The sequence below is a fragment of the Polaribacter sp. HA6-7 genome, from assembly GCF_055693625.1.
This window is the reverse complement of the sequence record NZ_CM146338.1, coordinates 1,512,397-1,535,147: the sequence shown is the minus strand read 5'-3', so window position 1 is coordinate 1,535,147 and position 22,751 is coordinate 1,512,397. Positions and strand designations below refer to the sequence as shown.

21 protein-coding genes and 4 pseudogenes are annotated in these 22,751 nt (G+C 27.6%); 12 read left to right on the top strand and 13 right to left on the bottom strand.

Annotated features, from left to right (window positions below):
* Positions 1–12 precede the first annotated feature (12 nt).
* On the top strand, positions 13–807 hold the full coding sequence (locus tag ACZ1HD_RS08465) for a hypothetical protein (protein WP_472689188.1): 795 nt from the start codon (positions 13–15) through the stop codon (positions 805–807).
* The gene (locus ACZ1HD_RS08460; protein ID WP_472689187.1) at positions 782–1,657 is read left to right on the top strand and encodes a T9SS type A sorting domain-containing protein; all 876 of its coding nucleotides are present in this window, start codon (positions 782–784) and stop codon (positions 1,655–1,657) included. Before ACZ1HD_RS08465 ends, ACZ1HD_RS08460 begins: the two co-directional genes overlap by 26 nt.
* 52 nt (positions 1,658–1,709) lie before the next feature.
* On the opposite strand, the gene ACZ1HD_RS08455 is transcribed toward ACZ1HD_RS08460, so the two are convergent.
* The 4 genes from ACZ1HD_RS08455 to ACZ1HD_RS08440 form a co-directional block, all read right to left on the bottom strand.
* Entirely contained in the window at positions 1,710–1,991 is a 282-nt protein-coding gene (locus tag ACZ1HD_RS08455) for a hypothetical protein (RefSeq protein ID WP_472689186.1), read from the bottom strand.
* Between the two features lie 14 nt (positions 1,992–2,005).
* Positions 2,006–2,446, bottom strand: a complete 441-nt coding sequence (locus tag ACZ1HD_RS08450) for a hypothetical protein (protein WP_472689185.1) — start codon at positions 2,444–2,446, stop codon at positions 2,006–2,008.
* Positions 2,447–2,643: 197 nt separating this feature from the next.
* On the bottom strand, positions 2,644–3,516 hold the full coding sequence (locus ACZ1HD_RS08445) for a tetratricopeptide repeat protein (RefSeq protein ID WP_472689184.1): 873 nt from the start codon (positions 3,514–3,516) through the stop codon (positions 2,644–2,646).
* Positions 3,517–3,641: 125 nt separating this feature from the next.
* Entirely contained in the window at positions 3,642–3,779 is a 138-nt protein-coding gene (locus tag ACZ1HD_RS08440; protein WP_472689183.1) for a hypothetical protein, read from the bottom strand.
* 139 nt (positions 3,780–3,918) lie between these two features.
* On the opposite strand from ACZ1HD_RS08440, the gene ACZ1HD_RS08435 reads away from it, so the two are divergent.
* From ACZ1HD_RS08435 to ACZ1HD_RS08425, 3 genes and pseudogenes are all read left to right on the top strand, one after another.
* A complete protein-coding gene (locus ACZ1HD_RS08435; RefSeq protein ID WP_079738872.1) occupies positions 3,919–4,191 on the top strand; it encodes a hypothetical protein in 273 nt (90 codons plus the stop codon).
* 14 nt (positions 4,192–4,205) lie between these two features.
* The gene (locus ACZ1HD_RS08430; protein WP_472689182.1) at positions 4,206–5,483 is read left to right on the top strand and encodes an oligosaccharide flippase family protein; all 1,278 of its coding nucleotides are present in this window, start codon (positions 4,206–4,208) and stop codon (positions 5,481–5,483) included.
* A 99-nt stretch (positions 5,484–5,582) separates the two neighbouring features.
* Positions 5,583–6,763: pseudogene (locus ACZ1HD_RS08425) on the top strand (glycosyltransferase).
* 2 nt (positions 6,764–6,765) lie between these two features.
* On the opposite strand, the gene ACZ1HD_RS08420 reads toward ACZ1HD_RS08425, so the two are convergent.
* The 4 genes and pseudogenes from ACZ1HD_RS08420 to ACZ1HD_RS08405 all read right to left on the bottom strand — a co-directional run bounded on the left by ACZ1HD_RS08420 (position 6,766) and on the right by ACZ1HD_RS08405 (position 12,578).
* Entirely contained in the window at positions 6,766–8,280 is a 1,515-nt protein-coding gene (locus tag ACZ1HD_RS08420; protein ID WP_472689181.1) for a glycoside hydrolase 5 family protein, read from the bottom strand.
* Entirely contained in the window at positions 8,274–9,158 is an 885-nt protein-coding gene (locus tag ACZ1HD_RS08415) for a hypothetical protein (RefSeq protein ID WP_472689180.1), read from the bottom strand. Before ACZ1HD_RS08415 ends, ACZ1HD_RS08420 begins: the two co-directional genes overlap by 7 nt.
* A gap of 46 nt (positions 9,159–9,204) precedes the next feature.
* Positions 9,205–9,486, bottom strand: a complete 282-nt coding sequence (locus ACZ1HD_RS08410) for a hypothetical protein (protein WP_472689179.1) — start codon at positions 9,484–9,486, stop codon at positions 9,205–9,207.
* Positions 9,486–12,578, bottom strand: a pseudogene (locus tag ACZ1HD_RS08405) (hypothetical protein). Before ACZ1HD_RS08405 ends, ACZ1HD_RS08410 begins: the two are co-directional and overlap by 1 nt.
* Positions 12,579–12,750: 172 nt before the next feature.
* On the opposite strand from ACZ1HD_RS08405, the pseudogene ACZ1HD_RS08400 reads away from it, so the two are divergent.
* From ACZ1HD_RS08400 to manA, 4 genes and pseudogenes are all read left to right on the top strand, one after another.
* A pseudogene (locus ACZ1HD_RS08400) lies at positions 12,751–13,889 on the top strand (response regulator).
* A 64-nt stretch (positions 13,890–13,953) separates the two neighbouring features.
* Positions 13,954–14,169 (top strand): hypothetical protein, encoded by a 216-nt coding sequence (locus ACZ1HD_RS08395; protein WP_472689178.1) that lies wholly within the window; start codon positions 13,954–13,956, stop codon positions 14,167–14,169.
* Positions 14,157–14,372, top strand: coding sequence for a hypothetical protein (locus ACZ1HD_RS08390; RefSeq protein WP_472689177.1), 216 nt, complete (start codon positions 14,157–14,159; stop codon positions 14,370–14,372). The genes ACZ1HD_RS08395 and ACZ1HD_RS08390 overlap by 13 nt, the downstream gene beginning before the upstream one ends.
* 16 nt (positions 14,373–14,388) lie before the next feature.
* Entirely contained in the window at positions 14,389–15,600 is a 1,212-nt protein-coding gene (gene manA, locus ACZ1HD_RS08385; RefSeq protein WP_472689176.1) for a mannose-6-phosphate isomerase, class I, read from the top strand.
* On the opposite strand, the gene ACZ1HD_RS08380 is transcribed toward manA, so the two are convergent.
* Entirely contained in the window at positions 15,593–16,282 is a 690-nt protein-coding gene (locus ACZ1HD_RS08380) for an SIR2 family NAD-dependent protein deacylase (protein WP_472689175.1), read from the bottom strand. The genes manA and ACZ1HD_RS08380 overlap by 8 nt on opposite strands.
* A gap of 70 nt (positions 16,283–16,352) precedes the next feature.
* On the opposite strand from ACZ1HD_RS08380, the gene ACZ1HD_RS08375 reads away from it, so the two are divergent.
* On the top strand, positions 16,353–17,024 hold the full coding sequence (locus ACZ1HD_RS08375; protein ID WP_340933871.1) for a TrmH family RNA methyltransferase: 672 nt from the start codon (positions 16,353–16,355) through the stop codon (positions 17,022–17,024).
* Entirely contained in the window at positions 17,024–17,614 is a 591-nt protein-coding gene (locus ACZ1HD_RS08370; RefSeq protein WP_472689174.1) for a YdeI/OmpD-associated family protein, read from the top strand. The genes ACZ1HD_RS08375 and ACZ1HD_RS08370 overlap by 1 nt, the downstream gene beginning before the upstream one ends.
* Positions 17,615–17,616: 2 nt before the next feature.
* On the opposite strand, the gene ACZ1HD_RS08365 is transcribed toward ACZ1HD_RS08370, so the two are convergent.
* From ACZ1HD_RS08365 to porX, 4 genes and pseudogenes are all read right to left on the bottom strand, one after another.
* Positions 17,617–17,883: a DUF4258 domain-containing protein gene (locus ACZ1HD_RS08365; RefSeq protein WP_472689173.1), complete on the bottom strand. Its 267-nt coding sequence runs from the start codon at positions 17,881–17,883 to the stop codon at positions 17,617–17,619.
* Between the two features lie 195 nt (positions 17,884–18,078).
* On the bottom strand, positions 18,079–19,275 hold the full coding sequence (locus tag ACZ1HD_RS08360; protein ID WP_077809321.1) for an alanine dehydrogenase: 1,197 nt from the start codon (positions 19,273–19,275) through the stop codon (positions 18,079–18,081).
* Positions 19,276–19,281: 6 nt separating this feature from the next.
* Positions 19,282–19,689: a tRNA (adenosine(37)-N6)-threonylcarbamoyltransferase complex ATPase subunit type 1 TsaE gene (gene tsaE, locus ACZ1HD_RS08355; RefSeq protein WP_472689172.1), complete on the bottom strand. Its 408-nt coding sequence runs from the start codon at positions 19,687–19,689 to the stop codon at positions 19,282–19,284.
* Positions 19,690–19,757: 68 nt separating this feature from the next.
* Positions 19,758–21,299 (bottom strand): annotated as a pseudogene (gene porX / locus ACZ1HD_RS08350) (T9SS response regulator signal transducer PorX).
* Between the two features lie 325 nt (positions 21,300–21,624).
* Between porX and ACZ1HD_RS08345 the strand changes: the two are divergent.
* Positions 21,625–22,716, top strand: coding sequence for an HD domain-containing protein (locus tag ACZ1HD_RS08345; RefSeq protein WP_472689171.1), 1,092 nt, complete (start codon positions 21,625–21,627; stop codon positions 22,714–22,716).
* Positions 22,717–22,751 lie beyond the last annotated feature (35 nt).

The following is a 22,751-nucleotide window of genomic DNA, read 5'->3' as shown; positions in this document are numbered from 1 at the left end:
TAAAATTATATCATGAAAAAATTGTTACTAATATTAATTTCTACTGCAATTACCTCGATAAATGCACAGAATAAAAATAGTTTAGACAATTTTATTTCTAATGAAGGATCTTTACATAAAAATACCACTTCCGTAGTTAATTATTTACCAAAAACTGGTGTCTTTAATTCGGAAACTACAAATATTTCTCAGCCGTCAGATTTATTAACTACTGCAAACGCAAATGAAATATTTATTGTAGACTATTATAAAAATAATAAAAAGGTTTCTACTGTATTAGCATCAAAAACAAAAGCGAATATATATGATCATTCAAAAGTAATATACGATAGATTTTATAATGATTCGTTAGAAGACATTACTATTTTAGAAACAAGAGGGCATCAAATTATTTGTTCTAAAATAAAAAGAGCTAACGGAAAAATTGAATATAGTTTGAATTTTTCTATAAGAGAAAATACTAATGAAAACGAATTATTTAGTTTTTGGAATAGAGATCAATATCCTACAGGAAAATATCAGAATTTTCAAATATGGGGAAGTTCTTATTTACAAGTAGAGTTTATTGCTAATTTTATTATTGATAAACAAACCCGACTAAACGGTTTAAAAAGTTTAAAAAACAAAGATATAATTCCCAATGTATTTGTAAAGTCTGGTTCTTATGCAAACGGACTATTAAAATTAATTATTATTAATAAAACTAGTGAAACTGCTGTTATTCTAAATAGTAATATAGCAGCTACAGAAATTTACAAGCATAAAAAAACATCTAAAACTATTGCTTTATCTCGGTGCTTATACTGAAGTATTACAAATTGAAACAGGTATTTTATTTGACATCGGTTTTACTTTGCAAACTAACAATTCTGTTCAAAAAGATGCTTTATATTTAGCAGATGGCCCTTGGGGGTTGGATTATTTGAATGAATATGCAACTATCAACAACTTTAAAATAAACGTTAAAAATAAAAGTAATTCAGAAAAAGCTCATAAAGTTGATAGAAATGCATCTGTAACCGGAGAAGTTAAAGGAAACGTAAATCTATTTAGACATCTTTTACCAAGAGATCAAACTTTAGACGTAAAAAACTATAGTTTTGTAAATTTTGCATCAATAAATAATAAACCTGTAGAAATTGTAATAATGCAGGAAGATGGCAGAACTTGGGATAATAGATTAAGATACTCAATACCAGCAACATCAGAATTAAGAAATTTTAGTATTCCTTTTTCTGATTTTAAAGATGCCAATGGTAATTCTGCTGTAGTTACTAATATTAAAACAATTGTTTTTTCTGTTATAGGAGATTATACAAACTTTGTGCCTTTTGATATAGAAGTTAATGATTTGTCTTTCACTTCAATTACAGTATTAAATCAAGAAGAACAGTTAAAAAACTCAAACGCAAAACCATTTAATTATCCTAATCCGTTTTCTAGCAATACAACCATGGTATTATCTTCTAGTTCTTCATATATAATTTTACAAGTGTATGATTCTTTAGGTAGAGTAGTAGATACTAAAAAAATAGATACAGATAGTACTCAATTGCGAGCAACTTATAAAGCGCCAAATTTAAAAAATGGTCAATATAAATATTTATTAAAGGACGAAAAAGGTAAAACCTTTTCGGGGACATTTATAATAAATTAAAATTAAAACATATAGTGGAAAATAGTAAAGGTGAGAGTTAGTTTTTTTGCCTTTACTTTTTATAAATCGGTTTTTTTAGAAAAATCCATTTAAATCTTAAACCAAATTCTGTGTAAGTAAATCCTGTAGAACCTGCTGTTGCTACTGCAGAAGCAATGTTACTTTGTAAACCATAAATGTTTATCAAAGCTCGGTCAGAAAACTTGTATCCTAATTTTGCGTCGATTCTATAAGTACTTAAACTATCATCATCTTCAATATACTGCAAACCAGTTGCTGCGGTTAAACCATAAAACCATTCTTTATTCTTTGCTGCGGTTTCATCTTTTATCAAGTTTATAAATAATTCTACGGCATTAAATTTACTTGGACTAAAATAGTTACCTCTTTTTCTTTAAATGATATATTTTGATAATTTACACCTGCTTTTACTGATGGTTTTGAAAAAATATTATAATATAAAGAAGTAAATAATAAATTTCTAGAATTTTCATCACTCTGCCAAGTATAATAATATTGGGTAAACCAACCTAAATTAAAATTAGTGTTTAAACTATAATTTGCAATAATATTATTCTGTACAATTTGATCATTTAATAAAGCAGCGTTAAAATTCTGAATATCTCTTTTGTAGCCAATCTCTAAGTTTTGTAGTTTAAAAGGCTTTATGTTTAAAGAAATATCTGTTAATAATTGTGTGTAACTTTCTTGTGCTGATTCTGATTTTGTAGCACCAAAATTAGCTTTTAAAGTTAAATTATTCAAAAGTTGATAAGAGGCACCTAACAATATATTATTAGTTGTTGCTTCTACTGCAGTTACACTATTCTTTGTTGTTCTGTAATTGTAATTTGCAAGTATCTTGAATTTTGTAGAAAAAGGAATTTCCGTTTTAAAATCAAATGCATTGGCTTTGTTGTTTCCGTTATCATAAGAATATGAATATTTTGTTTCTAAATGTGGCGTAAAGCTTAAATCTAATTGTTTTATAAAGTTTTTTGCATCTTTTTGATCATCATAAAACGTAAGAGTGTTTTCTGCACTTTTATAAGCCTTTTTGTAATATCCGAAGCTTTTAAAGCATTTGCTTTTCCTAGGTTTCCATCAAAAGAAGCGCTATCTTTTTGTAAAATTGAATTATAATCGGCTATACTTTTCTTAAAATCACTTTTATAAATATTTAAAGTTGCTCTAAGTGATAATATCCAATTTTCTAGAGTAGAATTATTTTCTAATAATTTTTGAATTTCATTTTCTGCAGCAGAATATTTTTTATTCCAAATTAATGCCTGAATATATCTTTCTATTGTCTGATTTTTTAATGTTTTTGATGTATTCTCTTTGATGCTATTTAACGATTTCTCACTAATTTTTAAAGCAGTTTTATCATCTTCTGCTAAATGATACGATAGAGCAATACCGTTTAAAGAAGTTAATAAATCTGCAGGATTTTCTCCAATAATTTCATAAGTTTCTTTCGCTTTATCTGTTTGGTTAGAAATTAAATATAAGTTTGCAAGATTTAATAAAGTTTCTTTGTCATTTTTAAAAGTAACTAGGTTTTCTTTTAATAAAGCTTCTGCTTTTTTATATTCTTGGGTTTTTACTTTAGCACTCGACAAGCCTAGTCTCATGTACTTTTTTGAAACTAATGCATTGTTATTTCCAGGAGAAACTGCCAAAGCTTTATCAACATTAATAAGAGCATTTTCATATTCTTTTAAATTAGACAGTGTATTTGCGTAACCTAATAAAGCTGCAAAGCTTTTATCATTTTCTTGCAATAACTTTTCATAATATACCTTTGCATCTTTATAGTTTTTACTCCATAATAATGATTCTGCATAATTTAATTTCACTTCAAAATCGGCAGGATAATCTTTTAATAAATCTGTAAAGATTCCAACTGCTTTAGCTGAATTTCCATTTAAACCTACAGCACGACCATAACATAATCTAGCAGTTTTATTTGTTGGATAATCTTTTAAAACTTCATTAAAAAAACTTCTGCTTTTTTATATTTTCCGGTTTCTAAATACGTAAAACCTTCTTTCATGTCTTGACATAAAGTATTTAAACTAAAAAAGAATACACAAAAAAGTGTAGTAAAAATATATTTCATATCTAACCTGTTTTGATTGTAATTTAAAGAATAAAAATATTCTTTTAAACGGCATAAAATTGTAATTGAACGATTAAATCTACTCATTTTAATAGAACTAAAAGATATTTACAGCATTATTAACATAAAAATAAAGATAATGCCATTAGAAATTTCAAAAAAAGACAATAAATTTTATTTAAAAGGAAAAATTAATTCTGAAACGGTTCCTTATTTTATTTCTTTTTTTGATAAAATTAGATCTAAGCAAATAATTATTAACATTAATAATATTAAAGAAATTGATAAATTAGGATTACTAACAATTTATAATTTTTTAGATAAGTCTCATATAAACAATATGTTATTTTCTGTAGAAGGCTATGGTTGTAAAGAAATTTATGACTATTTTCAGGAAATGAAAATCGCTTAAAAGAAACCCAAACTATGCAAGCATTAATTAGATTTGTAAAAAAAGGTATAAAACCAGAACAATTGTTTATGTTAAGTGTACTACTAGTAAATGGTGGTAATTACTTATATAACTTGGTTTTAGGAAGAGTATTAGGTCCAGAAAAATTTGCTGATGCAGCTATTTTAATCACTTTTCTATTAGTACTATCTTTTGTTGCCATGACTTTTCAATTGGTAACGGCAAAGTTCTCTGTACTTTTCGAAGATTCTGTATTTAGTGGTTTTATTTCTAAAATATATAAGAATGCGCTATTTACTGGTGTTTTTTTGGCAATTTTAATAGTAGTTTTTTCATTACAATTACAAAGCTTTTTTAGAACTACATCTTCTACAATGTTTGTTATTTTCGGAATTGGCGTTCCTTTTTATTTTTTAATGAGCGTAAATAGAGGTGTTTTTCAAGGAAAACAAGAACTTAAGTCATTGTCTATCACGTATCAATCAGAAATGATTAGTAGACTGTTGTTAACTTTTACTTTATTATATTTATTAGATATTGATTCTTCTTTAATAATTGCAATTGGTATATTTTTCTCATTCATTTTCGGACTTTTGCCTTTTAGAACCAGCAATTTTTCTTTATCTAAAAAATTTGTTTTAGATACTGCCAACAAAAAATTAGTAAAAAACTTTTTTATCATTACAGCATTTTATGAGCTTACACAGATTATTATAAACAATAGTGATATTTTATTAGTAAAACATTATTTTGAGTCTTATGAGGCTGGTTTATATGCTTCTTTAGCTTTAATAGGTAGAGTAGTATACTTTATTGCATGGATGTTTGTAATGTTGCTTTTACCAACTGTTGTACAATTAAAAAAAGAAGGAAAAGATACGTTACCAATACTTTTAAAATATGTAACTTATATTGCTGTAATTGCTGCAACTATTGTGGTAAGTTGCTTTTTCTTTCCTGATGAAATTATAAAAATATTATTTGGAAGCGAATACCTATCAATTTCTAATCTATTATGGAAATATGCATCTGCTACTGGTATTTTTGCGATTTCTAACATCTTCGCATATTATTATTTATCTTTAGACAAGTATGTACCTGTAGTTTTATCTGGTATTTTCGGAATGTTACAAATAGTTTTAGTTATACTTTTTCATGATTCTTTAGAGCAGGTTGTTCATGTACAAATTATAGCAATGGTTTTATTATTATTTGTACAGTTAAGCTTTTTCTTTTTAAAGATTCTGTTAAGTCAAAAAAAATTGAAGAGATCACAAAAGAATAATATCTAAGCGAATTTTACAATTATCTATAGATAACTGTATTTCAACGTAGTTCGTTAAAAATTAAAAGAAAAAATAAAGAAATTTGTACTATTAAAAAGAAAGAATATGAAATTAGCAATTGTAACCGCTTATCCGCCAAGTAAAGTAACTTTAAATGAATATGCATATCATTTGGTAAAAAGTTTTAGACTTAAAGAAAAAATTACAGAATTAATTCTTTTAACAGATGTTACTAATGATGACAAGGATTTAGACTTTGAAGAAGATGGTTGTAAAATAACTGTAAAAGAATGTTGGAAATTTAATAGCTATACAAATGTTTTAAATGTAACAAAAGCTATAAACCAAACAAAACCAGATGCAATTTTGTATAATTTACAGTTTATGAAGTTTGGTGATAAAAAAGTTGCTGCTGCACTTGGCCTAACTTTACCATGGGTTTGTAAAATAAAAAATATACCTACTATTGTTTTACTGCATAATATTTTAGAACAAGTAGATTTAGAAAGTGCAGGTTTTACTTCTAATAAAATTGCTCAAAAAGTTTATAATTTTATTGGTACATCGTTAACAAGATTAATCTTAAAAGCAGATTTAGTAGCTGTTACTATGGATAAATATGTAGTTACGTTAAAAAATAAGTATAAGAAAGATTCCGTTAAAATGATTCCTCACGGAACTTTTGAAATTCCAGAAAATCCATCTCAAGAATTACCTGAAGGACCAATGAAAATAATGACTTTTGGTAAATTTGGTACTTACAAAAAAGTAGAATCTATGATAGAGGCAGTAGAAATTGTAAGAAGTCAAACAGGTTTAGATTTAGAAATTGTTATTGCAGGTACAGACAATCCAAATGTACCAGGTTATTTAGATAGTGTTAAAAAGAAATACCAAAATGTACCACAACTTACTTTTACTGGTTATGTAGAAGAAGTAGAAGTAGCACCTTTATTTACAGAAAGTGCAGTAGTTGTTTTTCCGTATACATCTACAACAGGTAGTTACGGTGTTTTACATCAAGCCGGAAGTTATGGTAGAGCAGTGGTAATGCCAAATTTAGGTGATTTAGCAACCTTGATAATTGACGAGGGTTATAGAGGAGAGTTTTTGAACCAGAAAGCGTGCCAAGTTTAGCAAAGGCTATTAAAGCAATTGTAACTAATGATGAGTATAGAAAAGAATTAGGAGAAACAAACTACAAAGCTGCAACGGCATTTCCTATGGGAAGAATTACAGACATTTATTTAGAAGAATTTAAGAAAATTATAGAATCAAAGAAATAATTTTAGTTAGTAATATGTTTAAACGAAAGTTTCTTTTCACCTAAACTATTTATAAAACCAAATTTTTTCTGCGGATTTGTTCGCCAAGGTAAGCGACCTAAAACTTCTTTAGGCACATTATCAAAATCATATAAAGTCCATGACATAAAAGAAATATTATTCTTTGTCAGGACTTTTTGCATTTCTGCATAATAGTTTGCTTGTTTTTCTTCAGAACTTGCAAAAGGTCTCCAAATTCCACTATAAGAAGACAATCCAAATTCTTGCAAAACAATTGGCTTGTTAGGTATATTAAGCTTTAAAGTTAAGAAATCACTTTCAAACTTCTCTTTATCTTCGTAATAGTGAAACGAAATAATATCTAGTTTATCTTTTAATATTGTAGCACTTTCTGTGTTAGACCAACCAACTGTTACAGGGTGAACTTTGTCTATATCTTTAATTAAATCAATCATAAAATTTAACCAACCAACAACATTTTCTTTTCCTCTTGAATCAAAATCTAAGTTTGGTTCATTTTTTATATCCCAAGCTAATAAAGCTTCATGATCTTTAATTGCAGATACAATTTTTTCAGCATGCCTATGATTTAAAGTCCAATCTAACACATCATAATTACCATAAAAATCAAACAAAGTAACAACTGCTTTTAAATTATTCTTTTTAGCAACATCCAATACTTCTTTTAATTTTAAAATTTTGTTGTAATCTACGTTTGCTTTACCAAAATCTTCATATTGAACAAAAATTCTTATAGTATTTAAACCAGCATCTTCTATAATTTTAAAATCATTATCAATAATAGAAATATCATAATCTTCACCAAACATATCCCAAGGTGTTGCTTGCGGATAATAGTTGATTCCTTTTATATCATTATAGGCTAATGTTGCTGTGGTATTTTCTGGTTGATATGGTTTAGAGTTTTCTTTAACCATATGTCTTATTCGCCAAAAACCATCTTCTAGTAATAAAATATATCTATACGTATTAACCTCTGTAGTTTCTAAAATTAACTCATTGTCTTTAAAAACTTTTTTATATTCTAACGCATCTGTATCTGTTAAAACCAATAACTGCCCATCTTCACTAAAAAATTCGATATCTAAATTATGCTTTAATGTTGTAGATTCTACTGTAATATTATTTTTCTTATTGTAATCTAAAATGCTGTAAATATTAGTTCTTGCACTTTCTGTAAAATAATCTTCTATACCAACTCTTGTGTTTGTTTTGTATGCAATATGTTTTACATACCAAGCATCCAAATAATCATTTTCTACAGATTTTACTTTCTGATCGCTAATTTTTCTACCTTCATTTCCGTCATCTTTCCAAGTAACTTTTGGTAAATATTGATCTATTTTCTTAACCTCTGTATGCAACATTTTACTTCTGTCTGCACCGGTATTTAAGAAGCTGTATAAAGAACTTACTAAAAATAATAGTACACCAATAATAATTACATATGTAAGCATTAAGACGCCTCTAATTATTTTTCTATTAGTTTTTACCATACTTTTAAACCGTTAAATTCTTTTTCTATACCTGCAGTTTTTGTTTTGAAATCATAAATTCCGTCCTCAAAAATATTCGGATTTAAATTAAATTCTGCAAAACCAGCTTTAGATTCTCTAAATATAGTTTCTATCAATTTTTTATCCTTATAAATAAACAGTTTTACAATTAAACCGTCTGGTATAATTTGCCCCATAAAACTCTCTAAAGGACCTATTTTTATAGTTCTATTGTTATTATTAAAGTCTACAGCATAATTATCTATTACTTTCTTAAACTTAAGATTTATAACATTACTTTCGGAAATACCGATAGAATACGCTTTTACGCTCCAATTTTCTTCAAAATCTGGATGAATAATTTTCGCATGTGCTACACCATTTATTGTTGTACCAGTAGTTTTTAATATGTTTCCTTTTTTATTAGTAATGTAAAACTCTATAAAACTACCATCTATAATTACATTATTAAGACGGTCTTTTATTACTGATGTATAAAAGGTTGTTATTTGATTTCCGTCTGCATATTCATGATTTCTTTTTGCATAGATTTTAAAATTGGTAGCAATTGCAGGCATTATATTTACATCAAATTCTTTTGAATTTAAACCGTAAGATTCTGATGAAATAATCATTCTACCACTTTTTAAAGGAGAATAAATATTTTTGTAACCTATTAATTTATCTGTAAAAATTGGGGTACTTCTTTCTGATTTTAAGAACTGATTTTTTACATCAACTTTACTATTATCTTTTATAGGATTGTCTAAACTATCTGTAGGTATTACAACTAACATTGTGTAATCTATTGCACCCGCGTCTATACTTGGCGGGCCTAAATACGTTTCTATAGTTTTGGGCTGTTGCAAAGAATTCACAAATAAACTACCGAAATATTAGTTTCTAAACCTATCGTTTTCCATGTTAAAAGTCCTCTTTTTTTGATAAGAATGTAGGGATTCTAAATGTTACCTTACCATCATTTTTATCAGGATAAATCATCGAAGAACCATAACTATTAGAGCAATAAAGATTAAAATTTTTTGAATCTTTTACATCAAAATCTAAAAAAATCTCATCAGAAACACGAAACTCTTTTTGCGTTGTAAGTAGAGAAACTTTACCTGCGGAATTTGTTTCTTGTGCATTTACGCAAAGAGTTAAAAAATAAATAATTAGTAATATTAAATGTTGTTTTTTCTGCATTATTTAGGATTACCGATATACATATTCAATTCTATTCTTACATAACTAAACAAAGAATGTTCTACTTTTTGTAGTTTTCCAAATGTATGATTTTCAATTCTTTTAGGTATTATTTTAAAAGCAATATCTTCATTTGGCAAACCATTTACAAAACAAAAACTCATATCGTCGCTAATGGTTTTTATTGTTGGATTTTCTACGGTATTTGATAATTAAAAGGCAGTTTTCTTTCTTGACGTATTCCTTCTTTTAAAAATAGATTATCAACCCAAATCATCTCTTTATCTTCATTATAAAAAGTAATTATTAATTGCGGTATCGTAATTTCTTGAATTCCGCTATTAAATAAAGTTCCGCTAATATTATTTTGAGTAATTTCTACATCACTTAATACAATATCTTTAAACAAATCTGAATTTGACGTATTACCAGCCGCTTGTAAATTAAATTTAGTTGGTTGTTCACTCAATTCTATTGGTGTAAATTCATCTGGATTAAATGTTTTAGGAATAGAATCTTTTGTTTTTGACCACGCAATTCCTTCAAAATTTATTCTGAAAGCACTTATTTCTTTTGGCATCAATTTATGCTTCAAAATATGCTTTGCATTATAGGTTGCAAGCTCTTTATTATCGTCGTTATAAAGTGTTCCTTTTAAAACCACATCCGTAGGTACATTGTCTATATTTTGTACTTCACCAATTATAGAATAACGTTTATTAAACTTAATTAATTTTGCAGAAACTATTTCTAAAACAGGTTGTTTTAAAACATCTTCATGATGTGTTTGTTCTGTGGTTATTCTTCTTCTTCCTTGATTAAAATAACCTGTTACATTTTTAAAATATAGTTGATCTGGTGGTAAATCTATCGATTTTTTTGTTGCTTTTATATACCATTTTCCTTTTCTCTTAACAGCTGTTCTGTATTCTAATTTTGATAATTTTTCTAATGGAGTTATCCATTTTGTTTCTACATTTAAAGTGGCTAAACTGTCTGTTTCTTTTATAACATCGGCAGTAATTGCATCTAATTTTGCGTAAGAACTTAACAAACCATCTGTTACAGAAATTTCTAAAAGATATTGCGCTCTAGACATGTCTCCTTCCGGATCTATATAACCATAACTTTTATTTAATTCTTTAAAATCTATAGCATCGTAATATGCTTTTACAACATTTTCACGGAGACCTTTGGGTATCATTTTTAATGTAAAACATGTAACATGCATATGAAATAACAATAATCATAATAACAGCCCAAATATGTAAAGATTTTAATACCAAACTAGAAAATTTGGTGTAGTTATTCTGAAATTTAAAATATGCTGGTTTTGGTTTTACCCTTGTTTTTAAACTATTTACAAATAAAGACTGCACATTAAACATAAATGCAATTAGAACTGTTAAAAACGGAATTGTACCCCAAATTATTTTTACCCAAGCAGGCACATCTTCTTTAGGTAAAATTGATGAAACTGGCGGTACATTTAACTTTTCCCAAACCATAATTCCGTTTTCTAATTGAGATAAACGTTGCCATCCGCAGAAAAATAAAACCGGATCGTAAAATTTATCATTAGAAAAAATATACTTTAAATTGTATTTTTCTGGTGTTGTTAAAAATTGCTGTAAAGATCCAATACCAGCAACACCTTTAAATTTTGAATTTTCTAAACGTTCTATTGGTCTTGTAGTTAGCTCTGGTAGTCGTCTTGCAGAATGATAATTCCCGTCTACACTCATTGCATTTGTTTGTGCTGCTAACCAAGCCATTTGGTCGCCAAACCCTAAAGTTAAATAGCGCCAATGATCATGAGAATCTTGGCTCAAAAAATTTACAATTGGTAGCATTTTAATTTTCTGCGGTTGAGAAGGTCTAAAATATCCTAAATTCATTGTAAAAATTACAATTGCAACATACATAGATGCTAAAATACCACCAATTAAACGATGGTAAACAGCGCCAAATTTTCGCTGTATTAATTCTTTTAAATCTCCTTCTACAAATCGATATATAAATTCTCCAAAAATGGGAATCGACATTATAGAACCCCAAAGTGTAAATCTGTCTAACGTTAAAATATTAAAGGCGGTTTCACCTAAAATCATCTTAGGAATTGGTGTTGTACCACCAGTACCTAAAATTACCAACATTGTAAAAGATAAACCAAAAAACAAGTATCTTTTACTATAATATCTATAAAAAATATAAGGTAAAATAAATAATAACAATCCCCACGGAATTGTAAAAAACACCAAACCAGAAGATGTAACTTCTATAAAACTATCTCTAGAACCATGCGGAATAGGAACTTGGGTAATAGGATTCTTCTTCGAGTTTAACCAATATGGAAAAATACAGAAAACAATTAAAAATAATGCAGATAGCCCAAAAGCCATATTCTTTTTTAACTGCTTAAAAAATGTTTTTATAAATAACGAAAATTTAACTTCTTTATAAGAATCTACTTCTTCTCGAGCAACATCCATAATTACAGTTCCAATCAACGGAAAAATAAAAAATAGCATTCCGAAAATAGGAGTAACGTGATGTGATGTTACTGTTACAGAAATTAATGAAAGTGATGTGAAAAAGAATTTATATTTACCCGTTTTTAACCATAAATAAATTTCCGGCAACGCGTGCATTAATATCGAAACACCAACTATACTTGGTAATTGGCCAAAAATATGCAGTGTTTCTACAAAAGAAGAAGAAAAAACAGCCAAAACAGATGCGTAACCTGCAACAGTTCTATTAGAAGTAATTAATAAGGAATACCTATAAGAACCCGTTACAAATAAAATGATTGCAATTATTGCAACTGTAAATAATCCAAACTTTAAACCACCAATTAAAGATAAAGCACCAATTGTTTGATGGACTAATGGCGGATAACTTTGTACAGTAAAGCCTGTATACCATTTGTAGTTCCATGGTTCAAACCATCCATTTGCATAATGATCTGCAAAAAATAAATGAATTAATGCATCATAAGTTGTTTCTAGTGTAAAAAATATAGAAGAGCCATGAAAAACAATGGCAAGTAATATCGCTGTAATTAAATATTTATTAGACTTCTCTTTCATTAACTATTTATAACTTATAATAATGTAAATATAAAAATTTTTAAGGTTAGTTTTTTTATTTAACTTTACTAACAAACCATTCATCTAAAGATATTTACCTTTAGTATCAATAAAAAAACAAAAGAAAACAAAAGTACATTTGTGTAATCGTTTTTACAAAATAAACTCAACTATGAAAATACTTGCTATTGATGATCAGAAATTAGTTCTAATTCCTTTAGAAAACAGACTTAAAGAAATAGGATACGAAGTAATTACAGAAACTGATGGTCGTAAAGGAATCGAATTATTTAATTCTTTTCAACCAGATTTAGTAATTGTAGATATAAATATGCCTACAATATCTGGTTTAGAAATTGTAAAACACATTAGAAATTCTAACAAGCCTAAAACACCAATAATGATTCTTTCCGGAAATACAGATGATGATATGATTACAGAAGGTTTTGAACTTGGTGCTAACGATTACATGAAGAAGCCATTAAGTTTAACTGAAGTTTGTTTAAGGGCCAAGAATTTAATAGGTGTGCCAGAAAATAACGGGCCTAAAAAGACTTTTAAAAATACAATTATTCAAGAAAGATGCGTAGGTGTTGTAATTCCTTGTTATAATGAAGAAAAAAGACTTTTTAGTACCGAATTTACAGACTATATAAAAAAGCATTCAGGTATCATTTATGTTTTGTAAATGATGGTAGTACAGATAAAACGCTAGAAGTTTTAAATGAACTTAGAAAAGGTAGAGAAGACTTTATAACAGTTTACGATTGTGAAAAAAACGGAGGTAAAGCAGAAGCTGTAAGGCAAGGTATGTTACATATGGCCAAACAAGAAGATTTAGATTATATTGGTTTTTTAGACGCTGATTTGTCTACAGATTTATCAGATTTTGATGATTTGGTTAAAACTATAGAAAACTCCAATTACAAAATTGTTAGCGGTTCTAGAATTAGTAGAATGGGTGCAAACATTACAAAAGAATCTGCAAGAAAGATTATTAGTTTAACTATTAACTATATAATTAGAAATATTCTAAAAATGGACTTTAAAGACACACAATGTGGTGCCAAAATATTTCATAAAGATGTAATAGACATCTCTTTTGGTGAAAAGTTTGTTACTCAATGGATTTTTGATGTAGAAATTTTTAGAAGAATAACATTACACTTTGGATTAGATAAAGCGAAAGAAATTCTTTGTGAGCAACCTTTAAAAAGATGGATTCATGCAGATGGTTCTAAACTTTCGATGAAAGACTCTGTTAAAATTGTTGGGCAATTAGCGCAAATAAAATGGCACTATAGAAAATAAATAGTACAAATTAAGTAGAGAAAGAGTAGGGACTTTCTCATAAAAAATTAAATTTTAATTAATTATGAGAAATGGTTTAGTTATCGTTTTTGATGAAAAATCAAAAATTGATAAAGAGGTTTTAATAAAACCTTGTTTTAATAAAAAAGTAAAAATTTGCCTTGTTAAGAACGGAAATGTGCAAAATATATTAGATTTGCTTTATAAGTTTAAAGAACAATCTGATTGTGATATTTCTATATTAGATTTAAAAAAGCAAAAAAAGAAATGCTTGCTATAAAAGCTGGTGCTAGATTTTTATCTAAAGATGAAGAATTAGGATTAATTTTATATTCAAAAAATATTTCTTTTTTAAAGCAAAAAATCTTTAAAAAAATTTCAAAATTAAATATAAAAGATTTTCTAAAAAAAGAAACTGATCAAAGAGTTTTGTTTAGAAAACTATATGATTTACAACAAGTTGTAAAATACCAATTACAGTAAATATTCGATATTAAAAATGAGAAAAATTTTCAAATTAAAAGGTAAAGTTCAAAATTATGATTGGGGTGGTACTAGTTTCATTCCTAATTTAGTTTCAGAAAATATCAAAGAAAATACTACTTATGCAGAATATTGGATGGGCGCTCATATAAAAGCTCCATCAGAAGTTATCACAGAAAATGAAAATATCTTACTGGATAAATTCATAGCGGAAAATTTAACGGATAGTTTAGGTAAAGATGTAACCTCTAAATTTGGAAAATTACCATTTCTTTTTAAAGTCTTAGATGTTAATAATATGCTTTCTATTCAAGTTCACCCTTCAATAGAAGCAGCCATTAATGGTTTTAATTTAGAAGAAAGTAAAGGAATACCATTAACCGCTAAAAATAGAAATTATAAAGACAAAAATCATAAACCAGAAATAATGGTAGCGCTTAGTGATTTTTGGTTATTACACGGATTTTTAGAAAGAAATAAACTAATAAAAAATTTAGAGCATACTAAAGAACTAAACTTTTTAAAGGAAATTTTCTTAGATAAAGGTTTTGCTGGTTTGTATAAATTAGTAATGAATTACTCTCAAAACGAAGTAAATAATATTTTACAACCTTTAGTTGATAGAATTCTACCTAAATATGTAAATAATACATTAGATAAAGCATCTCCTGCTTATTGGGCTGCTAAATCAATTCACGGTAAATCTAATAAAGATATTGATAAGGGTATTTTTTCTATTTACTTTTTCAATATTTTAAATGTTTCTAAAGGCGAAGCTGTTTTTCAAGATGCAGGTGTACCACATGCATATTTAGAAGGAAAAAACATTGAATTAATGGCGAATTCAGACAATGTTTTAAGAGCAGGGTTAACATCTAAACATATCGATGTTGATGAACTTATTAAGAATACAAAATTTGAAGAAACCATTCCAGAAATATTAAAAGGAAATTTCAATTCTCAAAACGGTGAAACAGTATTTAAAACAAAGGCAATTGATTTCGAATTAAGTAAAATTTCCTTGGATGATTCTATTACTTATCATAAAACATCTAATTCAATAGAAATTTTAATTGCTTTAGAAGGAAATGCTACAATAAAAGATAATTCTTTTATTGTAGATTTAGATAAAGGAGAATGTATTTTGATAAATGCAAATACAGATTATAAAATTGAAACATCTAAACATGTAGAAATTTATAAAGCTAGTGTTCCCGAAATTATCTAATTTCTTTTAATAGTTTTAATAATTTATCGGTTCCAGAACTTGCAACATCTTCAATAATTTCTAATTGTTTAAATTTTTTGTTTGATACAGAAGGTTTAGGATCTATAAAATATATTAGCGTATTTGATTTTACAAAATCTATTAAACTAGCCGCAGGATAAACTTGCATAGAAGTACCAATAATTACTAAAACATCTGCTTTTTCTACAATTTTAATAGCAGTTTCTAACAATGGCACCATTTCTCCGAACCAAACAATATGAGGCCTTAACTGGCTTTTCTTAGGACATAAATCGCCAAGATTTAAATCTTTTTTCCATTCAATAACATAGTTTTCGTTTAAAGTGCTTCTTACTTTTAACAATTCGCCATGTAGGTGTAAAACATCAGAACTACCAGCTCTTTCATGTAAATCATCTACATTTTGTGTTACAATATTTACATTAAAATATTGTTCTAATTCAACTAAATTAAAGTGTGCTTTATTCGGTAAAACTTCTAATAATTGCTTTCTTCTTTTGTTGTAAAATTCTAAAACTAATTCAGGGTTTTCATTAAATCCTTTAGGTGAAGCAACTTCCATTATGTTATGACCTTCCCATAAACCATCAGCATCTCTAAATGTATTAATGCCACTTTCTGCAGAAATGCCTGCACCAGTTAATACAACCAAATTTTTCAATAGTATAGATTTTTATTATTTTTAGTAATAGTTATTGAAACCTAAAAATAATAATTTTAAGTTTGTAATTATGATTGATGATAAATTATTACAATATTTCGAAACTTTTTTAACAGAAAAAAGAAAATTATTATTTAAAAAAGTTCTTGAAGAAAGAACTCGCCACTTTACTGTTGTTTTAGAGGATATATATCAGCCTCATAATGCAAGTGCAGTTGTAAGAACTTGTGATATTTTTGGAATTCAAGATGTTCATACCATAGAGAATAAATATAATAATAGTGTTTCTAGACATGTTGCTAAAGGTTCTCAAAAATGGTTAAATCAATATAGATATAGAAACGATGGTGATAATACAAAAACTTGTTTAAACGGTTTAAAAGAACAAGGTTATCAAATTATTGCAACAACTCCACACAACGATTCTTGTCTATTGCATGATTTTGACATTACAAAAAAATCTGCATTTGTTTTCGGAGTAGAGGCAGAAGGTGTTTCTGATTATGTTATGGATACTGCTGATGGTTTTTTAAAAATACCTATGGTTGGTTTTACAGAAAGTCTAAATATATCTGTAGCTGCGGCAATTATTTTACAAGATGTAACTACAAAACTTAGAAATTCTAATTTAGATTGGAAATTGAGTGAAAAAGAGAAAAATAATATCTATTTCGATTGGGTAAAGAAAACTATAAAAAATGTAGATAAAATTGAAGAACATTATAACTTAAATGTTAAATAATGCCTGCAAATGTTACTTCTTATATTAACGGTAAATCAAACTGGAAAAAAGAATTAGAAACTATAAGAGCAATTCTTTTAAAACTCCCTTTAGATGAAGATATAAAGTGGGGAATTCCGGCCTATATTTATAAGGGTAAAAATATTTTAGGTTTTGCTGCTTTTAAAAACTATTGCGGAATTTGGTTTCATAACGGCGTATTTTTAAAAGATGAAGCTAATTTACTTGTAAATGCACAAGAAGATAAAACAAAAGCAATGCGCCAAATGAGGTTTTATAATTCAAATGAAATTCAACCAGAAATCATTAAAACTTATATTTTAGAAGCAATTTCAAATTCAGAAGCTGGCAAAGAGATTAAGCCAAAAAGAAATACAAAACCTTTAGCAGTACCTACCATATTGGCTTCTGCATTCTCAAGTGATAAAATACTAGCCGAAAAATTTAATAGTTTTACTATAGCAAAGAAAAGAGAGTTTTGTGAACATATTTTATCAGCAAAAAAAGAAACAACTAAACAAAATAGATTGGATAAAATAAAACCATTAATTCTAAACGGAATAGGCTTGTATGATAAATATAAAAAATAAATTTAATTAACTATAACCTTTTGTATAGTTGAAGTAGAATCACATCTTTTTACTATTAAACTTACTTTCTCTAACTCTTTTTTACCTGTAACAAAATATTCTGCACATGGTTTTTGTCCAGGTTTTCCTTTACCAAAATCTACGTCACCATTTTCTAAAATTGTAGATATTTTAAGTGTGTCAATATCAAATTTTAGCATCGCATTTTTAGCTTCATCAGAAAAAAGACGCTTTTTTATTCTGATTGTTTTTAATGTTACGGCATCCATACCATAATCGAAACTAGCATTTTTCTTTTGCCGAAAAAATATACACCAATAGAACCTAAAGTTAATCCAACTAAATAATAAAAAATTCTTTTTGCTAACATGCTAAAATTTTAGAAATGCAAATTTAGTTTTTTTGTATGTATTTATTCAAATTGATCTACTTTATTTTAATAGAATAAAACATCAATAAAAACGTTACATTATTAAAAGATTAATATCTCTAAAAGGTAAATCGAACCAATCTGCAACTGTTTTGTTTGTTAAAATTCCGTGGTAAAAATACATACCATTTCTTAAACTTTTATCAAACCTAGCTGTATTCTCAAAACCTCCTTCTTCTGCAATATTTAATAAATAAGGCGTAAAGATATTACTAATAGATACAGATGCTGTTCTTGCATATCTTGCAGGAATATTTGGTACACAATAATGTATAACGCCATGTCTTACAAATGTTGGTGTTTGATGCGTTGTAACATTCGAAGTTTCAAAACAACCACCTCGATCGATACTTACATCTACAACAACGGCACCTTCTTTCATTTTTTCTACCATATCTTCTGTGGCACAAATTGGCGATCTGCTTTTACCTCGAATAGCACCAATTGCAACATCGCATCGCATTAAAGCCTTAGAAACAGATTTTGGTTGTAAAGTCGATGTATAAATAGGAGAGTTTAAACAATCTTGTAATTTTCTTAATTTACTAATCGAGTTATCAAATACTTTAACTCTTGCACCTAAACCAATGGCAGTTCTTGCTGCATATTCACCTACAGTTCCTGCACCAAAAATAACAACACTAGTTGGCGGTACACCACCAATATTACCAAATAATAAACCGTTACCTTTATTAACGCCACTCATTAATTCGCCCGCAATTAAAATAGAAGCAGTACCAGCAATTTCGCTTAACGATTTTACAATAGGATAAGAATCATGCTCATCCTTTATATAATCGAAAGCAATGGCTGTAATTTTCTTTTTTGCTAAGCATTCAAAATATTTTTTTGATTGCGTTTTTAATTGAAGTGAAGAAATTAAAATAGCTTGCGGATTGATGTAAGCTATTTCATTTTCTGTAGGCGGTGCAACTTTTAAAATAATATTGCATTTAAAAGCTTCTTCTACGTTATAAGAAATTTTAGCACCAGCATCAGAATATTCTTTATCTGTAAAATTTGCTCCGTCCCCAGCACCCGTTTCAATAACAATTCGATGACCGTTTGCTGTTAATGCTCCAACTGCATCAGGAGTTAAACAAACTCTTTTTTCACTTAGATAAGCTTCTTTTGGCAAACCTATAAAAAGTTCTCCTTTTTGTTTTTTAATTTCTAATTTTTCTTCTTGAGGAATTAATTCTTCTTTACTAAACGGAGAAAATGAACTCATAGTTGGTTATTTTAGTTGAATGTTGCGTTGCCCATTTTCTAAAATTGATAAATGAATTTCAACAGCATCTAAAGGTAATAAATTTTCGACATTCTGTGGCCATTCTATAAGACACCAAGTATTATTATATAAGTAATCTTCAATACCCATATCTAGCGCCTCTTCTTCATCTGTAATTCTATAAAAATCAAAGTGAAAAACTTTTTCTCCGGAAGAAGTTTCATATTCATTTACCAACGAAAAAGTAGGAGAGGAGATATTATCTTCTACAGATAAAACTTTACAAATTTGTTTAATAAGTGTTGTTTTTCCTGCACCCATTTCACCATAAAACAATAAAGTTTTATGAGCTGCAACTTTTAACAATTCTGTCGCAATTTCAGGTAAATTGTCTAAGGAATAATCTTTATTCATATCACAAAAATAATAAAACTGATAGGTTTTTAAAGTCTATCAGTTTATTTTAATTCTATTATTTTATATTACTTAGGGCTATAAACCGCACAAGGAATAATAACTTCTTCTAAAGAAACACCACCGTGTTGGTATGTGTTTTTAAAATATTTTACAAAGTGATTAAAGTTATTTGGATAAGCAAAAAACAAATCTTCTTTTGCAAAAATAAACGGAGCATTCATTGCAACCGTAGGTAAAAAAATGTCTTTTGGGTTTCTTACAGCATACACGTCTTTATCCTCGTAGGTTAAACTTCTACCAGTTTTGTACCTTAAGTTAGAACTTATATTTTTATCACCCACAACCTTTGTAGGATGTTTACAATTTATAGTACCATGATCTGTTGTAATTATTAATTTTTGTCCTAAAGCTTGTGCTTTTTGTATAATTTCGAATAGCGGAGAATTTTTAAACCAACTTAAGGTTAGAGATCTGTATGCTTTGTCATCACCAGCCAATTCTTTAATAACTTCCATTTCTGTTTTAGAATGCGATAAAATATCAACAAAATTATAAACCACGGCTGTTAAGTCATTTTGTTTTGTACCGTTATAATTATCAGCTAACTCTTTACCACTTTTTAAGGTAGAAATTTTATAATATTCATGTTTAATATTTAAACTCAAACGTTTAATTTGAGCTGATAAAAATTCATTTTCAAATAAATTCATACCACCTTCATCAGTATCGTTTTTCCAAAATTCGGATGCCTTTTCTCCATTTCTGAAGGCATTAAACCGGAAAAATCGCATTTCTAGCGTATTGAGTTGCTGTGGGTAAAATAGAAAAATACGTATATTCTTCGTCTTTCTTATAATGATTGTTAATTAAGGGCTCTAGAATTCTGTATTGATCGTAACGTAAATTATCAATCACAACCCAAAGTACACTTTGTTCTTTTTTAAGTTCCGGCACAACATAATCTTTAAACAACGTGTGCGAAAAAGTTGGCTTATCATTTCCTGTTAAAAAATCTTCGTAATTTTTTTGATGAATTTAAAAAACTGTGAATTTGCTTCTTGTTTCTGACTTTCTAAAATACCAAGCATTCCAGGATCGCTTATGTTTTCTAACTCTAATTCCCAATGAATTAATTTTTTATACAATTCAATCCAATCTTCGTAAGAATTTACCATGGCTAAATCCATAGATATTTTTCTAAACTCTTGCTGATAATTAGATGTTGTTTTTTCGCTAATTAATCTAGAATGATCTAAGTTTTTCTTTAAACTTAATAATATCTGACTCGGATTTACTGGTTTAATTAAATAATCTGCAATTTTAGACCCAATGGCCTCTTCCATGATATATTCCTCTTCACTTTTGGTAATCATAACCACAGGTAAATTGGCTTTTTTCTGTTTAATTTCTGCAAGAGTTTCTAAGCCTGTTAAACCTGGCATATTTTCATCTAAAAAAACGATGTCAAAATTTTCTTCTTCAACTAAATTAATAGCATCTGCACCATTTGTGCAAGTTGTAACTCTATATTCTTTACGCTCTAAAAATAAAATATGCGGTTTTAATAATTCAATTTCATCATCTACCCATAGAATTTGTATGCTCATGTATTTCGTTTTATTCTTTAACGATAAATTTAAGTAAATGTTACTTCTATTATGCATGTTTAATGATAAAATATTGCCAATTTTATAATAATTTGACAAATAATAATTTCATCAATAAAATTTATGGTTTTTTTCGTAATTATCTCATCAGAAATATTGTATTTTGCATAATTAGATAGATAATTTTAGTCCTTTTGAAGAAAAAAAACCCAATAAACTTAAAATATTAAACGATCCTATTTACGGATTTATACAAATTCCTAATTCATTAATTTTTGATATTATAGAACATCCTTATTTTCAGAGATTAAGAAGAATAACACAAATGGGATTTTCTAACTTGGTATATCCAGGTGCAAATCACACACGTTTTCATCATGCTGTTGGCTGTATGCATTTAATGCAAAAAGCAATAAGAGTTCTTCGCTTTAAACAGGTAGAAATTTCTAAGGATGAAGAAACGGCACTTTGTATTGCAATTTTGTTACACGATATTGGTCACGGAGCATTTTCTCATGCTTTAGAGCACAGTATTGTGAGCGAAATAAGCCACGAAGAAATTTCTTTAAAGTTTATGAAGAAATTAAATAAAGAATTTAAAGGAAAATTATCTTTAGCAATCGAAATTTTTGAAGGTAAAAATTCACGTAAATTTTTATGCCAATTAATTTCTAGTCAATTAGATATTGATAGATTAGATTACCTAAAAAGAGACAGTTTTTATACTGGTGTTACAGAAGGAAATATTTCATCCGACAGGTTAATTGCCATGATGAATGTTAAAAATGATGAATTAGTTATAGAGCATAAAGGTATTTATTCTGTAGAAAAATTCTTAATTGCCGGAAGATTAATGTATTGGCAAGTATATTTGCATAAAACAGGTTTAGTTGCCGAAAATATTTTGGTTAATATTTTAAAAAGAGCAAAAGAATTGGCAGAAAAAGGAGTAGAATTATACGCTAGTTCTTCTTTAAAATACTTCTTATATAATCCAATATCATCAGAAAACTTCACTTTAGAAACCTTAGAAATGTTTTCTAAATTAGATGATTATGATGTATTATCTGCTATTAAAGAATGGGTAAATCATGATGATAAAGTTTTATCACTTTTAGCTAAAATGATTGTTGATAGAAAGTTATTAAGAGTAGAAATTCAACAAGGAATTTTTAATGAGTCTTACATTCAAAAGAAAAAAGAAAAAGCCATTAAAAAACTAGGCATTGAATTAGATGAAGTAAATTATTTTGTTTTTCATCAAGAAATAAGCAATCAAGCTTATAATTTAAAAACACCAATATATATTTTAAATAAAAAAGGAAAACTTAAAGATATTGCAAAAGCTTCAGATCAATTAAACCTACAAGCTTTAACTTTACCGGTAATAAAACACTTTATTTGTTATCCAAAATAACCTTAGATTAGAGTAAACGGTATAATTTTTATATT

Bases quoted from the DNA above. Each gene is read 5' to 3' on its own strand.
- ACZ1HD_RS08435 (WP_079738872.1), top strand. From the start codon at position 3,919: ATGCCATTAGAAATTTCAAAAAAAGACAATAAATTTTATTTAAAAGGA.
- ACZ1HD_RS08410 (WP_472689179.1), bottom strand. From the start codon at position 9,486: ATGCAGAAAAAACAACATTTAATATTACTAATTATTTATTTTTTAACT.
- ACZ1HD_RS08465 (WP_472689188.1), top strand. From the start codon at position 13: ATGAAAAAATTGTTACTAATATTAATTTCTACTGCAATTACCTCGATA.
- tsaE (WP_472689172.1), bottom strand. From the start codon at position 19,689: ATGAATAAAGATTATTCCTTAGACAATTTACCTGAAATTGCGACAGAA.
- ACZ1HD_RS08420 (WP_472689181.1), bottom strand. From the start codon at position 8,280: ATGGTAAAAACTAATAGAAAAATAATTAGAGGCGTCTTAATGCTTACA.
- ACZ1HD_RS08365 (WP_472689173.1), bottom strand. From the start codon at position 17,883: ATGGATGCCGTAACATTAAAAACAATCAGAATAAAAAAGCGTCTTTTT.
- manA (WP_472689176.1), top strand. From the start codon at position 14,389: ATGAGAAAAATTTTCAAATTAAAAGGTAAAGTTCAAAATTATGATTGG.
- ACZ1HD_RS08345 (WP_472689171.1), top strand. From the start codon at position 21,625: ATGGGATTTTCTAACTTGGTATATCCAGGTGCAAATCACACACGTTTT.
- ACZ1HD_RS08395 (WP_472689178.1), top strand. From the start codon at position 13,954: ATGAGAAATGGTTTAGTTATCGTTTTTGATGAAAAATCAAAAATTGAT.
- ACZ1HD_RS08375 (WP_340933871.1), top strand. From the start codon at position 16,353: ATGATTGATGATAAATTATTACAATATTTCGAAACTTTTTTAACAGAA.
- ACZ1HD_RS08360 (WP_077809321.1), bottom strand. From the start codon at position 19,275: ATGAGTTCATTTTCTCCGTTTAGTAAAGAAGAATTAATTCCTCAAGAA.
- ACZ1HD_RS08390 (WP_472689177.1), top strand. From the start codon at position 14,157: ATGCTTGCTATAAAAGCTGGTGCTAGATTTTTATCTAAAGATGAAGAA.
- ACZ1HD_RS08370 (WP_472689174.1), top strand. From the start codon at position 17,024: ATGCCTGCAAATGTTACTTCTTATATTAACGGTAAATCAAACTGGAAA.
- ACZ1HD_RS08430 (WP_472689182.1), top strand. From the start codon at position 4,206: ATGCAAGCATTAATTAGATTTGTAAAAAAAGGTATAAAACCAGAACAA.
- ACZ1HD_RS08440 (WP_472689183.1), bottom strand. From the start codon at position 3,779: ATGAAATATATTTTTACTACACTTTTTTGTGTATTCTTTTTTAGTTTA.